Origin of the sequence: Pseudomonas neustonica (assembly GCF_003797945.1) — a bacterium.
Taxonomy (GTDB): domain Bacteria; phylum Pseudomonadota; class Gammaproteobacteria; order Pseudomonadales; family Pseudomonadaceae; genus Halopseudomonas; species Halopseudomonas neustonica.
In genome coordinates this window covers 1-14,202 of record NZ_RKKU01000047.1, presented here as the reverse complement: position 1 = coordinate 14,202, position 14,202 = coordinate 1, and the positions used below count along the sequence as shown (strand labels likewise).

Below are 14,202 nucleotides of genomic sequence, written 5' to 3'. Positions count from 1 at the left end.
AAGTAGCGCTGCCAGCCTCCACCATTCGCAAAAAGACTGAATGCGGCACCGGTGTTCCATAGGTGCACCCAGTTAAAGAACGGGGTCACCGAAACATACTCGCCATAGGCCATTGATTGCTGCACCAGCCACTTTACAGCCTGATCAGACGCTGCCAGCAGGCCCGATATGGACAATAGGGCATACGGCGAGAGCTTTTTGCCAATAATGAGCATTATTTAACCCTTCAACGCCAAAATGCGTCTGGCACCGTTAAGTACAATGCCCCCCGCGATGGTGCCGATAATCAGATCCGGATAATTGGACCCGGTCCACGCGACCAGGGCGCCGGCGGTGATGACCCCCAGGTTGATCACCACGTCGTTGGCCGAAAATATCCAGCTAGCCTTCATATGAGCTCCGCCCCCTCGATGTTTGGATACCATCAGCAGACAGGCGGTATTGGCAATCAATGCGACGAATGCGATGGCTATCATCACCAGCGATTCAGGCTCACTACCGAATACAAAGCGCCTCACGACCTCTACGAGTACGCCAACAGCCAAAACCAGTTGGACCACACCAGCAACGTGCGCAACACGGACCTGCCTTTTCACGCTATGCCCAACCGCATAAAGAGCGAGTCCGTACACTGCCGCATCAGCAAAATTGTCCAGGGACTCTGCAATGAGGCCAGTTGACTGAGCCATCAGACCGGCAGTCATTTCCACCACGAACAGAAGTGCATTGATGCCGAGCAACCAGCGCAGGGTCCCGGATTCTTGCTTAGCAGAAGCTGCCGAAAACTCGGCGGCCTTGATGGTCTCCGGATTTGCAGCGACGGTTTCCTGAAGCGAGGCGCCTAGCCCCAAGGTCTTCAGTTTCGAGGTGACGGGCTCGACCTCGCCGTCATGCACGACCTTCAGCCGGCGGTTCGACAAGTCGAAGGACAGCGCCCGAATCTCCTCAAAGCCGTTCAGGGCTAGGCGAATCATTCGTTCTTCTGATGGACAGTCCATCTTCGGCACGGCATAAACACTGACCCATCTCCCTGGCGCCTCGGAGGAGGCCTGTATATCGGTATCCGCTGCGGACGTTGCATCACCGCCACAGGCGCCACCACAGGATTTGCTCATGATACGACTCCACTTGAACAATGTTGTGGTACCATTTAAAACTATAAAGCTACTATAAGGTCAATAGAGTAAAGAATCCGTTGGGGAGGAGGCTGATGCGCATTGGTCAGTTGGCGCAGTTGGTAGGGGTCGAAACACAGACGATCCGCTTCTATGAACAGCAGGGCTTGTTGCCGCCGCCTGATCGGCAGGACAACGGTTACCGTGTCTATACCGAGAAGCATGGTGAGGGGCTGGCCTTCATCCGTCGCTGCAGAATCCTGGGCCTGTCACTGGCTGAGATTCACGAACTACAGAGCTATCAGGACGACCCTCATCAGCCTTGTACCGCCGTCAACGCCTTGCTCGATGATCACATCTCTCATGTGCGGTCGCAGATAACCGCTCTGCAAGCGCTTGAGAAACAACTCGTTTCACTGAGAGCGAGTTGCAACGATGACCGGGAAGTTGAGGCGTGTGGGGTTCTTGCTGGAATTAGCGAAGGAAACATGCACCAGCAGTAGGTGAAGCATCAACCAGATAATCCGATGAGATGCCGGTCTGTCTCACTCTCATGCAAAGGTAAGATCAACCATTTAATCCGCTTACCCCGCGCGATCTGGGGGAAGTAGTGGTTGACGGTTCGGAGGTTGGTAGATTGGCAGTCGCCAAACAAACCGATCCCCTTCCTCTTCCCCGTCATGTGCGATGCTATGTTGGGCGTGGTCTTCTGGGAAGGCCGCCTCGTCGATTCATGCCAGGAGCGAGCCGACGGTTCGCTGCTTCTCACCCTCTCTGAAGACCCCTCACACCGCCGGCGATGTGGGCGCTGCGGTAGCGACTGTGTTCTGCTCCACGAGCGCCGGCGACGCCGGGTGCGCGATCGAGACTGGTTCGATCGACGCGTCTGGCTGGATGTGCCGATTCGCCGCCTCGACTGTTACCAGTGTGGCGCACGGGCGGCCGAGCGCCTGAGCTGGCTCGACACGGGTGAGCGCATCACACACCGATTACGCGCCTGGATCGAGGCGCTGGTGCTGATCCTGCCGATCGCCCACGTCGCCCAACTCACGGGCTTGCACTGGCACACCATCAAGCGCATCGACCATCGGCGTCTGCAGACCCGGTATGGCGCTTTCGATGCGCAGGGCGTGCGTCGGTTGGTGATGGACGAGTTCGCGCTGCACAAGGGGCACCGCTACGCGACGGTGATCATGGATGCCGAACGTATGCGCGTGTTGTGGGTCGGCGAAGGCAACAGCCGCGAGGCGATCCGGCCCTTCTTCGAATTGCTGGGCAAAGAGGGCTGTCAGCACATCGAGGCGGTCGCAATGGACATGAACACCGCCTTCGATCTGGAGGTGCGCGCCCATTGCCCGAACGCCGAAGTCGTCTATGACTTGTTCCATGTCGTCGCCCGCTTTGGTCGGGAGGTCGTCGACCGGGTGCGCGTCGATCAGGCCAATGCCTTGCGCAGTGCGCCCGCACAACGTCAGGTCATCAAGCGCTCGCGCTGGTTGCTGCTGCGCAACCGCGACAACCTGGGCAACGAGCAGGCGGTCAAGCTCGAGGAACTGCTGGCGGCCAACGCACCGCTGGCTACCGTCTATCTGCTGAAGACCGCCATCAAGGAAATCTGGTTTGCGCCATCGGTCAGAGACGGCGCCCGAAGATGGAAAGACTGGTACCGCCTGGCGATCGAAAGCGGCATCGCGCCGGCGATCGCCTTTGCAAAGCGACTGCGAAAGTACCTGCGTGGCATCCTCGCCTCAGCCATCTTTCCCTTGAACACCAGCATTCTCGAGGGCGTCAACAACCGCATTAAGGTCATCAAGCGTATGGCCTACGGGTTCCGGGATTCAGCCTATTTCTTCCTGAAGATCAAGGCCGCCTTCCCCGGAAAGGCGCGATGAACCATATTGATCGCCAGGCCCAGGGCTTCAGCCTGGCCTTGCGCGGCGTCGATCATGGCCAGTATCGCCGTGGCGCGCAGCATGGGCTGTGTCACGATGATTTCTGCGGCAAGCGGGGTCGTCATTGAGCGTCTCTCGGGGTGGTTGCAGGAAAAGGGCGGAACGATGCGAAGGCTTACTGGCCTGACCTTGCCGTGCTGCAATTCGCTGGCGTGGCCGTGCCCTGGCTTTCCAGCGCCGCAATTTCTTGCTTGGCAAGCGCCATCTGCGCCAGGAAGGTCGGGTCTGTATGCAGGGTGGCCACGGAGGCAGCGCCCATCAGGCGGCCGGCGTCCACATCGCTTTGCCAGTGCACGCCGCACACGACCCGGCTCTGGCCGTAGTCGTAGGCGCGCTGGAAGAGCGCGTCGGCACGGTTGGGCATCAGCTCGGCCAGCACCAGGCCCCAGGCCCAGCCCAGGGCGGCATGGCCGGAGGGGTAGGAGCCGTTCTTGGCCAGTGACGCTTCTTCTTCCGGCGTACAGCTGGCCTGCTTGTTATAAACAAAGGGACGGGTGCGGTTGTAGTGATCCTTGGCCTTGAAGGTCGAGAGGGCCGAATCGGTCATGACGCGGCGCAACAGGGTTTCCAGGTGTGGCGTCGCATCGCTGTTGAGGGGAATGCCGGCTGCGCAGTGGAAGGCTTCCGTCGCCTGCGGGAACTTCAGGCGCGCATCACTGCGAGCCAGGTCGCCACGCGGCTGGTCGAGCAGGACGCGGGTGCTGGTAAAGGCCAGTTCGTCGGTATCAAAGGCCGGGGTGCCTGGCTGCGGCGGCGCTGGCAGCAGCGCCAGGCTGTCGGGCAGGTTCTCTATGGGCAGGTAGCCGCGCATCAGGCCGTGGTGCAGCGAGGCCTCACCGATACTGGCAGGGTCGGTAGGAGGGGCTTTGCTCGTGGTGCTACAGGCTGCGAGGGACAGCAGGCTGCTCAGAACGAGCGCAATGGGGGCAGGGTGGCGAAGGTTCATTGTTGTTCTCGGCAGATGGGTTTCAGTGGCGGCTTGGTGGTGCATCTGTGGGCTGCCCGGTAGTTGAGGAAATGCTTCATGACGGACACCCCGAACGGTCACTCATTGCTTGACCATCGAGTACTGGAATAGGTCCTGCCCCAGGATGACCGGCCCGGAAAAATACTTCTTGACCGCCGCGACGAACTCGACGAAGTACTTCGGCGACACATCTCCCGGGACCACGTGAGACAGGATCACGAGCTTCACACCGGCTTTGGCAGCCATCTTCCCAATCTCTTCGGGAGACAAATGCTTGCGTTCCATGTGGGATCTGATTTGTTCCGGGTTGGGTGCCTTGGTGATTCCAACGCCCCAGGACTCGGTCGTCAGGAGCTTGAAATCGAGCACCTCGCTGACGAGAACATCGGCTCCTTCCGCCAATTTCGTGATGTTCTCGCTCGGACCGCTGTCGCCGGTAAAGACCACCGAACCGCTCGGCGTATCGAATCGATATGCAAAGCTGAAGTCGCCGTTCTTCGCAATGGGGCCCGGCATCGGAATTCCGAAATGCGTGTTCTCAATGGCGGTCACCTTCACGGTGCCATCATTGAAGAACACTCCGGGCTTTTCGATCGTTCGCACAGAGAACACCTCCTGCGGCAATTTCATCGTCCCCGAACCGATCGCGTCGGCATCCCGCGCCGAGACGCTCAGGAACTTCATCGAACCCTCGAAGAGAGTTGAGGTGTCCGGCGGTCCGTAGATTTCGACAAACGGCTTCGTCGTGCTCCTGTCCATGTAGTACTTGTCGCGAAAGAACCACCCGTTGAACCAACTTTGCGACATGAACGCCGTCAATCCCGCCGTGTGGTCCAAGTGGCGGTGAGTCAGAAACACCTTTCTGACGGTATAGGGCGGCACGCCAGCTTTGATGAGCCTGCTCACCACACCATCGCCAGCATCGATCAGATAGTGCACACCATTGACGGTGAGCAGCGTCGAGGACTGCGCACGCCTGCCACTCGGGTCTTCCGGCGGGCCGCCCATCGTCCCGAGAAGCGTGATCGTCGTTGCCTGTTGCGCGCTAGCCGCCGGGTTGATCATCGGCTGGTCGCGATTGGGCTCGAGGTTGGCGTTCGCATCCGCCGCGTTTGCAGTGGGTTGGAAGACGACCGCGCAGCAAACCAATGCTGAAGCGATCAAGTTCCCCTTCGTCCTTTCGACCGTATTCATTGTCTTGTTCCTGTTGGAAGATCTTGTGGAATGCTTGTGGTTCTGCGCGACGGCGGGTCAGGTGTAGACGTCGGTGAACGAGGCCACCAACTCACCCGTGTGATAGAAAATTCCGCTGCCAAGCTTGTCTTCCGACCAGGTGGTGACGGGCCGGTCGCGCTGCGCCAGATAGCCAAGGCCGGCGAAGGTCTCGTTGCGGTTACCGCTCGGGTCGAAGAAGTAGATCGTCTCGCCGCGCGTGATGCCGTGGCGAGTGGGGGCCACATCGATCTTGACCTTGTTCTTGGCCATATGTGCTAGTGACATATCCGTGTGCACGTTAACCGATGAAGCAAAACCGCCAAAACTACTACGCGAAAACTCTTCTGCCAATACCACAGAGGCCATAGGCCCCAGCTCACTACCGCCACAACTTTCTGGGTAACGAGCACCTAACAGCCCCAAATCGCCAAGCTCACGAAAGATACTCCGAGGCACGAGGCCATCACGCTCCCACTGTTCGCCATGCGGCTCTACTACATCTTTAACAAAGCGTCGAGCTTGATCACGTAACATCCGCAGTTCTTCGCTCACGACGGCTGGTTCGCGAAATTCAAAGTCAGACATATCTAAACCTTATTATTACAAGCCGTGTCTAATAACAAAGGCCGCCCTAAGACGGCCTTTGCTTACCCTTTATCAACGTACGCCACTACCAGCCATTTCCTCTGCTGTAAAGAAACCATCAGTATGACCTTCTTTATAAAGCAGCTTGGAGGAGTTACTGCTAAGCAAGGAATACATAGTCCAACCCGAGGTATACAAGTCATGATACATAGTGGACCAGCCCGAGTAAGGCACTTGCTGATCGTAAGCCTGGAAACTCAGGAACAGCGGCACCCGCCACAAGTTGCCTTGAGCATCGTACGATTCCTGGGCAACAATGGCCCAGCTATCTTCGTCGATGTAGTAACGGCGCTTGCTGTACACGTGGCGCTGACCTTCTTTGAGACTGGCCTCTACTATCCAAACACGGTGCTTCTCCCAACGAATAGCCTCCGGCTTAGCATGGTGAGGCGTCAGCAGGTCTTCTTTAGAGGTCCAGAAAACCGCATCGTAATTATTATAGGGCACCAACATCTCACGCTTGCCTTTAAGCACCCAGTCAAAGCGTTCAAGACCACCTATTTGGTTATCATCAAAGGTAGTCATGCCAGATGTGGCTGGGTTTGGTGCATCATGCCCAACGTCAGGCGCCAGACGAACGCGACGCTGACCAGGCAGGTAAGACCAGGCCATACGGCCAACTTCTTGGTCATTATCAGGGTCTTTCAGCAGCAGCATTTCACCTGCACCGCGGGTTGGACGCTTGTAGTCCACTCGGAACATACTGAAGAACCTGTCACCCTCAAACTGAGCGCGAGCGTCAGGGTCCCAGAAGACGTTATGAAAGTACTGGTCCACTCCAGAGGACAACACCGCACGACCATTGGAATCAACGTTATAGACTTCTGCGTCGATCACCGTCTGGTATTTACCCAACGCCCGTGTCTTGTGGTTCCAGATGACTTCCATTCCATTTTGTGGAATAGGGAACAACACACAGTTAAAGCCACCAGTAAACCCTGAACCTTGAGCATCGGTTAATCTGGCATTAACCGCACAGTCCTTAGTTGATTCAAGAGCCGACTGCGGGTAAGCAACGGTTCTGTGAGTCTGATAAACATCGACTCTGAAAGTAGGGTAGGCCTCCATTAGCGCCTTAGTACCTTCAGTCAGATAGTCGCTGTATTCCGTCATATTCACAGCTGAAACACTGTATAGCGGCTTCTCATCAGCAAAGGGGTTTACATATTTACCAGAGCCAGGCACATATCCAGCTGGCGCTGTAGTTAAACCACCCGTATAAGCCGGAATATCACCGTTTGCGTTAGCGCCGGCTTCGGCGCCAAACAGGGTTAAAGAAGAGCCTAGTTGCTCTGCCTCCACTGCAGTTACCGCAGCGACTGCCGAGTGCATCAAGGCCACAGCAAAGCCAGAAATGATTAGTCGTTTCATATTATGACTCCCACACCCTAGAAGGTTGTTTTAAACGTAAGACTGACATTACCACGATCTGTTAGCAGAGAGTTGCTACCGTTGTATACACGATTACCTGCATCATTAACCTTGTTTCGCCCCAGGTAATCTGTGTAACGCAAGTCGAACCTATAGCGCGAATGAACGTCAAGCCCCACACCCAAACTATAATTACCTGCGCCTTCATTACCAGCAGCGGTAGTAGCAGCATTACCATGCACGCCATAAGAAACACTAAAGGGCAAATACATATCCACCCCATTCATCACCTGGAAGTACGTTGGATTCAGGTTAAGCGCTAAAGCGACATAAGTGTCATCTGGCTTATCCAGTCCATCATAACCACTACGACCTTTGTACAGGTGAGCATTATCAGTAACTTTATCAACATGCATCCAGGTCAACTCGGCAGACCAGCCCAATGAGTCCCATAGCGCGTTAGCGGGCCTAGTACCAATCAGGTTAACCAATCCATGCCATGTCTTACCTCTCGCACCCGGAACAGACCCATCTCTAGGCATGGCTGCAAGAGCAGTAACATCACTGACAAGGGGCATATTGTCACGATAAGAGATTTCAGCCCCCACGCTAATACCGTATATTTGCTGGGTGAAACTCAGACCATACAGATCAATATTATCTCCATAGGCCAAATGATAATTAGCACCTCCACCAGTCAAAAAGACTTGTGGCAGCTTATCGGCAAAATTACGGTAGTAGAACCCAATAGTGCCGTTCTTAGCCCAGCTAGGTGACCAACGAGCAGCTACACCCCACTCGCCTCGATCATCTGGTGTGGCATCATGCGCACGGCGAGCTACCACGCCAGGGCCTAAAATAAGCCCCTCTCCACCAAGAGACAGCATGTCAGCCGCGCCTAGAAAACTACCGGCCTCTGGGAGACGGAAGGCTTCCCATTCCAGCATGTACTGCAACGCGATAGACAACTCAGCGCTGGGGCGGATTTGCATGGAAATCTGGTTCAGCGGTCTGAACAGCTCCTTGGCTTCTGTGCCAGGGACGGCCACGGCTTTGGCCAAATCGAGACCGGTTTGGCCATAAGTAATACCATGCATGATGCCATCACCCATAAGACTTTCGCCCCAATACACCACGTGGCTTCCTGCACGAACGTCGGTATTAATGCCACCTATCTTAAAACGGGTAAATACAAAGGCATCAAGAAACTCAGCAGATGGCCCACGATAAAATCGTTTGGTTTCACTGGACAAGCCCAGCGCCTGGTTACCACTGCTATTGATATAGTTACTGGTGCCCACGCTTTTATTATCGAGTGAGCGGTCATAGGCGCGATCATACCAACCCGCCGCCGTCACCCGAAAGCCATGGTTACGCTTATAAACAAAGTCAAACTCAGACAAAATATCCAGCCGAGTAGAAACAGTACCTTTATCAAAATTACGGTTACCGTCATCAGCGTTAACTTGTGCAAGAGTATTTTTATCCTGGCTTTCTACACGGTGAACATAATTCAACCGCACAGTATTATCCCAACGAACTTTAATATCAGGATTACCGACATCTATAGGTGCCGCATGCCCAACACCAGGCAATGCTGCACCCAGCACAATTGCAGAGACCACCAAGCCCAGCTGATTAAGCGCCGGCTTGTTTAATACAAACACCTTATTTTTCATATCATACTCCAGGTATTGTTACTTTTATTGCTTACACACACGGATATCAACTGCCCACCAGTGACTTTACTAATCTTATTTTTTGACACTTTTGAAAAAGTGCCTATCGCCCATCAAGAAATGAGACAACGCGGGGATAAGAACAAGAGCGCCGACCATATTCCACAGAAACATAAAAGCTAACAGTATCCCCATATCAGCCTGAAATTTTATTGGAGACCAGGCCCACGTAATCACACTGACAGCCAAGGTAACACCGACCACCGCAACCACCTTTCCGGTAAAAGCCAGTGCGCGATAGTAGGCTTGAGCTAAGGTCTCGCCGTTGCGCTGTCCAGCTAACTGAATACTGATGAGGTACAAGGCATAGTCCACACCTATCCCCACACCCAGCGCGATAACCGGCAAGGTAGCCACTTTTACGCCAATACCCAACACCACCATGAGTGCTTCAGCCAACAACGAGGTTAGTGCTAGAGGCAATACCGCAATCACCACCGCACGCCAGCTACGGAAGGTCACGAAGCATAGTGCGGCTACGGCCAGGTAGACATAAAGGTGCATTTGACGCCAAGCCGTGCTCACTACTTGGTTAGTCGCAGCTTCAATACCAGCGTTACCCGCTGCCATTAAGAATTCGTACTCATCACTGTTGTATTGGTCAGCAAAAACCTGAACCAACTCAGTAACCTGATTCAAGGTATCGGCTCTGTGGTCGGCTAAGTATGCCACTACCGGCATAACCGAGCACTCAACGTTAAACAAGTCCTGGTTGTTGACGCTGGCTGCCTGTGCGCCATAGTTGATTACGTATTGGTTGCGGCTCAGCGTCAGCCACTTAGGATTACCTTCGTATCCACCCGAGGTAATTTGCTTAACCGCTGCGGCCAACGACTGAGTGGCTTGCACCCCTGGCAACTGCTCCAGCTCCCAGCTCAGGCGATCCATCGCATCAAGCGCAGCAAAATTCATACAACTATCAGTCGGTGTTTTTACAATTACGGCAAACTGGTCACTGGACAGCGAGTAGTTCTGTACTACAAAGGCATTGTCTTGATTGTATCGCGAATCAGGGCGCAGCTCTGGCGCACCTTCATCCAAGTCACCTATTTGCAGATCAAGACTAGTGGTATAACCAATCAACACCAGAACTGCAGCCATCAACAGCGCAGAAACAGCCCAACGTCTTTTCGTAAAAACCTGCAACTTGACAAGAAGACCAACCAAGCTGAATGCAGATGGACTATCTGTTTGCTCCTTCAAACTACGTTTTGCAGCTGACACGCTCACACCTGTGTATGACAACAGGACTGGAAGCATAATTAGATTAGTGAAAATCAATACCGCTACACCGACACTGGCGGCTACGGCCAGGTCTCGAATCACCGGGATATCGAATAACATCAGCACGGCAAAGCCAACGGCATCTGCCAGCAGCGCGGTTAACCCAGCAATAAACAGTCGCCTAAACGTCATCCGCGCAGCAACCAGTTTGTGCGCACCGACGGCTATGTCTTGCATAATGCCATTCATCTTTTGCGCACCATGAGAGACGCCGATAGCAAATACCAGAAAGGGAACCAGTACAGAGAAGGGGTCCAGGCTAAACCCCATTAGTGAAACAATACCTAACTGCCATAGCACAGCAATAAGCGAACAAGAAATCATTAGAGCCGTACTAAGCACGCAGCGCGTGTAAATAAATATAATCAAACTGATAATCAGGATAGCCACTGCAAAGAACATCAGCACTTCTGACAACCCAGCTACCAGCTCGCCAATAATTTGCGCAAAACCAACAATGTGAATATCAACAAGCCCTTCAGCCTCATATTGCGCACGCACGTCAGCAATACGCTTTGACAGTACTGCATAGTCCAGCGCCTCACCGGTGGTTGGGTCACTATCCAATAGTGGCAAAAATATCATGCTGGAGTGATAGTTATTAGCCACCAGCTCACCCAGCACACCGGCTCGTATGATATTAAGCTTAAGCTTCTCTAACTCTTGCGCTGAGCCGTCGTAGGTACTCGGCATAACCGGGCCTCCGCGGAAGCCTTCTTCGGTCACTTCTGTCCAACGCACGGCTGGTGACCACAAAGATTTTATCCATGCTCGATCAACCCCGGGCACCATAAACAAATCATCATTTATACGTCGTAGCTGCTCGATATATTCAGCATCAAAAATATTACCATTCGGGTTGGTAACGACCACTCTCAAAGCGCTGCCTAGCCCACTTAACTCGTCACTATGCTCAAAATAGTTAACGACGTACTCATGGTTCTGCGGCATCATTTTTTCATAGCTGGCACTTAACGCCAGCTTATCCACCACGACATAGGCCATAAATGCCGATATAACAAGGGTCATTAAAACCAAAACCAGCCTATTACTGAATACTATTTTCTCAACTACACTTCCTGAATCAGCGTCAAATGATTCATTAATGTCTTTACCCAAATCAACGGCCTCTTTAATCATGGGTATTCCTCATCTTTATTAATCTTTATAATCTTGACGCCATTCAACCCGGCAACCACCAGGGTTTCACTGTCTTTTGCTTGCACGGCATAGAAAGGGTATTGGCTACCCAGAGCTTGCGTTTCGAACCGCTTGCCGCCGTCATTTGAATAAAAAACCTCGCCGTTAAGACTCACGAGAACCAGATCAGTGGCGCTCACGCTGCTTGCGGAGGTAATAGCAACAGAGCTGTTCATATCACTTTTCAACCAGTTTTCACCATCGGCGGTGACCCAGGTGTTGCCAAGCAAACCGTAGGCCAGCAGGCGATCATGGCTACCAATGCCGCCGAACCAGGAGCCGCGATATGGGCTTTTGACAGCATGATATGTAGCTGTTTGAGGGTTCTTTTTCAGTATCAGCCCTTGCTCGCCCAGCACATACAAAGCGCCCAAGGCCTCGACAACACCATACAGATGCAACCCGCTCTCGTTATCAATGTGATGCGAAATAACGCTCCAACTAGCACCACCATCTCGGGTTTCGAGTGCGAGGTTGCTGGCGCCAACCACAATACCGTGATTGGCATCGCTGAAATGCAACGCCAGCAATGATTGATCAACACCCTGGTCAGCGCCAAAGCTTAACTTTTCAGCACTTCTCTCGTCACCACTGGCACTGAGCACGCCTGCCAGCGCTTCATGCAAAGCTGCAATCTGGTGTCCATTTAATTGTAGACTCCAGCTTTCTCCGCCGTCTTGACTATGCAGCACGACACCATCATGACCGACCACCCATCCGGTATTTTCATCAACAAACTGGACAGCTGTTAAATCACTACTAACAGGGACATCAGCTTGCCGCCAATGATTGTCTGCACCATCCATCCACAGGATATGACCACGCTCTCCGACAACAACTGTTCTGTCACCCGCTAGAGCCAAAGAGTTAAGTGAGCTTTCTGCAGCCTTGACCGCTTTATGCGCTGGCTTCTCAAGGCGATCAAGCATGCCCTGCGGCTGCGCCTGAACACTGGCAGCGGCGCACACTAACGAAAACATCATCAGCAAAATACGTAGCCCTGGACGCTGCTGACGGCCTGATTTGATATTGGCAAGGGCGGACAAATTTACGATGACCTTGTTTTTTTTCTTCATGCAACCCTCCGGCGTTTTTCAAGATAGTTGTCACTGTTCTACTACTAAGCCGCTTGCCGCATAGGCAGTTCCGTTTCCGGGTTCAACGTCGTCGGTCCAACAGGCTCGCAGTTCCTGACGGGGCGCGTCCCCCAGCGTGACGGCATACTCTGTTTGGCCTGCTCCAGTACCCGCTTGCGCTGCTCCAGCAGCACGGCATCTTCGCCGTTGTGACGCTGCTCCGGCGTTACGAAGCGCAGCTTGCTGTGCCGATGCTCGGTGTTGTACCAGCGAACGAACCGGTCTACCCACAGCCGAGCCTCATCCAGCGAGGCAAAGCCACGGGAGGGCCACTGGGGACGGTACTTCAACACCCGGAACAACGATTCAACGAAAGCGTTGTCGTTGCTGACACGGGGACGGCTGTACGAGGGCAGCACGCCCAGCTCTTCCAGCTTCGCCTTCATGGTCTGCGCCTTCATCGGCGCACCGTTATCCGAGTGCAGCACCAGCGGCTTGTGCAGGCACTGTTCACGCAACTGAGTGCGTTGCAAAAGCTGGGCGGCATATTCGCCACTCTCGGCCTCATGGACCTCGTAACCAACGATTTTACGGCTGTAGAGATCCTCGAACATGTACAGGTAGTAAAACTGCCCGCCGACGGCCTTCAGATTCGGGTTGATCTCATGGTTGCCCTTGAAGCCAAGGCGCGAGGAGTTGCTGGAAAGGTTGGTTTCAGAGTAGTCGGCGCCGTCATCGAGGAAATCCACCGAAACATGTGCACGGCCATAGACGGTCACATCTGCCATTGCCACAGCGGGTACCGCCAGAGCGGCACCAACAGCAACCGCAATCAACTTCATCTTCATCGAAAAGCTCCTTCGTTTTATGAAACGCCGTCATTGCCTGCGGCATGACATCGTCTGTTTGGACGGAGGCAATTATGGAGATCCGATATGACAGAAGGCTTGCTGCTCCATGACATTTTCGAGTCAATGGAACTTTTTCAAAAACAAGCAATTGCGTTATGTAACGGCTTCTGTGAGAGGGCTTCGAAGCGACTGTCGAAGGGTGCAGGCGTGCTCCGCTGCGACCTTATAGATCGAATGTTAAGTTTTCGAGAATCGCGGCAAGCTATAGTCGCCGGCTTGGGAAACTCTGAAAATAGTCGTCATTCCCGCGCAGGCGGGACAGCAGTTTTATCGCTGAACAGCGCTTGCGCTGGCCCGAAGGGGGATAATCCAGAACCTCCGTAACGCCTGGGCTCCGCCTTCGCGGAGTGACGATAAATGGCTTTTTTCAGCGCATCCCGAACGGTGCCAGCGAAACGGGCTGGCACCGGGCCCGAACCCTTTGACCGGAGTGCTTTCGTGACTCTGCTTATTGCCGATTCCCTGCACGCCGTATCGGCGCAGAGCTGGGATGCGCTGCTGCCGACGGTGCAGCCTTTCCTGCGCCACGCCTTCCTCAGTGCACTGGAGGACAGCGGCAGCGTTGGTGGCTGCAGTGGCTGGCTGCCGTCGCACCGGCTGTGGTGCAGCAATCAATGGCCTATGGCGAGTATGTTTCGGTGACCCCGTTCTTTAACTGGGTGCACCTATGGAACACCGGTGCCGCATTCAGTCTTTTTGCGAATGGTGGAGGCTGGCAGCGCTACTT

General features: G+C 54.1%; 12 protein-coding genes and 4 pseudogenes. 5 read left to right on the top strand and 11 right to left on the bottom strand.

The window, feature by feature from the left end; all coding sequences use genetic code 11:
• Together EF096_RS19675 and EF096_RS19670 are read right to left on the bottom strand one after the other, a co-directional pair.
• Positions 1-215: signal peptidase II (locus EF096_RS19675; protein WP_177412383.1), on the bottom strand; the 215-nt coding region annotated here is incomplete at its 3' end.
• A gap of 3 nt (positions 216-218) precedes the next feature.
• On the bottom strand, positions 219-1,115 hold the full coding sequence (locus tag EF096_RS19670) for a cation transporter (protein ID WP_045812313.1): 897 nt from the start codon (positions 1,113-1,115) through the stop codon (positions 219-221).
• A 95-nt stretch (positions 1,116-1,210) separates the two neighbouring features.
• Here EF096_RS19670 and cadR point away from each other — a divergent pair, with 95 nt between their 5' ends.
• The 3 genes from cadR (at position 1,211) to EF096_RS20770 (ending at position 3,135) form a co-directional block, all read left to right on the top strand.
• Positions 1,211-1,618: a Cd(II)/Pb(II)-responsive transcriptional regulator gene (gene cadR / locus EF096_RS19665; RefSeq protein WP_004364961.1), complete on the top strand. Its 408-nt coding sequence runs from the start codon at positions 1,211-1,213 to the stop codon at positions 1,616-1,618.
• A gap of 189 nt (positions 1,619-1,807) precedes the next feature.
• On the top strand, positions 1,808-3,007 hold the full coding sequence (locus EF096_RS19660) for an ISL3 family transposase (protein ID WP_123891441.1): 1,200 nt from the start codon (positions 1,808-1,810) through the stop codon (positions 3,005-3,007).
• Positions 3,004-3,135 (top strand): hypothetical protein, encoded by a 132-nt coding sequence (locus tag EF096_RS20770; RefSeq protein ID WP_256671459.1) that lies wholly within the window; start codon positions 3,004-3,006, stop codon positions 3,133-3,135. Before EF096_RS19660 ends, EF096_RS20770 begins: the two co-directional genes overlap by 4 nt.
• A 47-nt stretch (positions 3,136-3,182) precedes the next feature.
• Here the strand turns inward: EF096_RS20770 and EF096_RS19655 are convergent, their stop codons facing one another.
• The 9 genes and pseudogenes from EF096_RS19655 to EF096_RS21040 all read right to left on the bottom strand — a co-directional run.
• The gene (locus EF096_RS19655; RefSeq protein WP_123891440.1) at positions 3,183-4,115 is read right to left on the bottom strand and encodes an acid phosphatase; all 933 of its coding nucleotides are present in this window, start codon (positions 4,113-4,115) and stop codon (positions 3,183-3,185) included.
• A complete protein-coding gene (locus tag EF096_RS19650; protein ID WP_123891439.1) occupies positions 4,116-5,228 on the bottom strand; it encodes an MBL fold metallo-hydrolase in 1,113 nt (370 codons plus the stop codon). It abuts the gene before it with no gap.
• A gap of 57 nt (positions 5,229-5,285) precedes the next feature.
• Positions 5,286-5,834, bottom strand: coding sequence for an acyl-CoA dehydrogenase family protein (locus tag EF096_RS21045; protein ID WP_206668538.1), 549 nt, complete (start codon positions 5,832-5,834; stop codon positions 5,286-5,288).
• A 72-nt stretch (positions 5,835-5,906) separates the two neighbouring features.
• On the bottom strand, positions 5,907-7,265 hold the full coding sequence (locus EF096_RS19640) for a DUF1329 domain-containing protein (protein ID WP_123891438.1): 1,359 nt from the start codon (positions 7,263-7,265) through the stop codon (positions 5,907-5,909).
• 17 nt (positions 7,266-7,282) lie between these two features.
• On the bottom strand, positions 7,283-8,944 hold the full coding sequence (locus tag EF096_RS19635; RefSeq protein ID WP_123891437.1) for a DUF1302 domain-containing protein: 1,662 nt from the start codon (positions 8,942-8,944) through the stop codon (positions 7,283-7,285).
• A 75-nt stretch (positions 8,945-9,019) separates the two neighbouring features.
• A complete protein-coding gene (locus tag EF096_RS19630) occupies positions 9,020-11,428 on the bottom strand; it encodes an efflux RND transporter permease subunit (protein ID WP_048512690.1) in 2,409 nt (802 codons plus the stop codon).
• Positions 11,425-12,564: a YCF48-related protein gene (locus EF096_RS19625; RefSeq protein ID WP_123891436.1), complete on the bottom strand. Its 1,140-nt coding sequence runs from the start codon at positions 12,562-12,564 to the stop codon at positions 11,425-11,427. Before EF096_RS19625 ends, EF096_RS19630 begins: the two co-directional genes overlap by 4 nt.
• A gap of 44 nt (positions 12,565-12,608) precedes the next feature.
• Positions 12,609-13,205 (bottom strand): annotated as a pseudogene (locus EF096_RS19620) (transposase); the annotation flags it as partial.
• Between the two features lie 57 nt (positions 13,206-13,262).
• A pseudogene (locus EF096_RS21040) lies at positions 13,263-13,352 on the bottom strand (hypothetical protein); the annotation flags it as partial.
• Between the two features lie 561 nt (positions 13,353-13,913).
• On the opposite strand from EF096_RS21040, the pseudogene EF096_RS19615 reads away from it, so the two are divergent.
• Both EF096_RS19615 and EF096_RS20505 read left to right on the top strand, forming a co-directional pair.
• Positions 13,914-14,081 (top strand): annotated as a pseudogene (locus EF096_RS19615) (peptidogalycan biosysnthesis protein); the annotation flags it as partial.
• A pseudogene (locus EF096_RS20505) lies at positions 14,075-14,202 on the top strand (signal peptidase II); the annotation flags it as partial. The pseudogenes EF096_RS19615 and EF096_RS20505, both read left to right, overlap by 7 nt.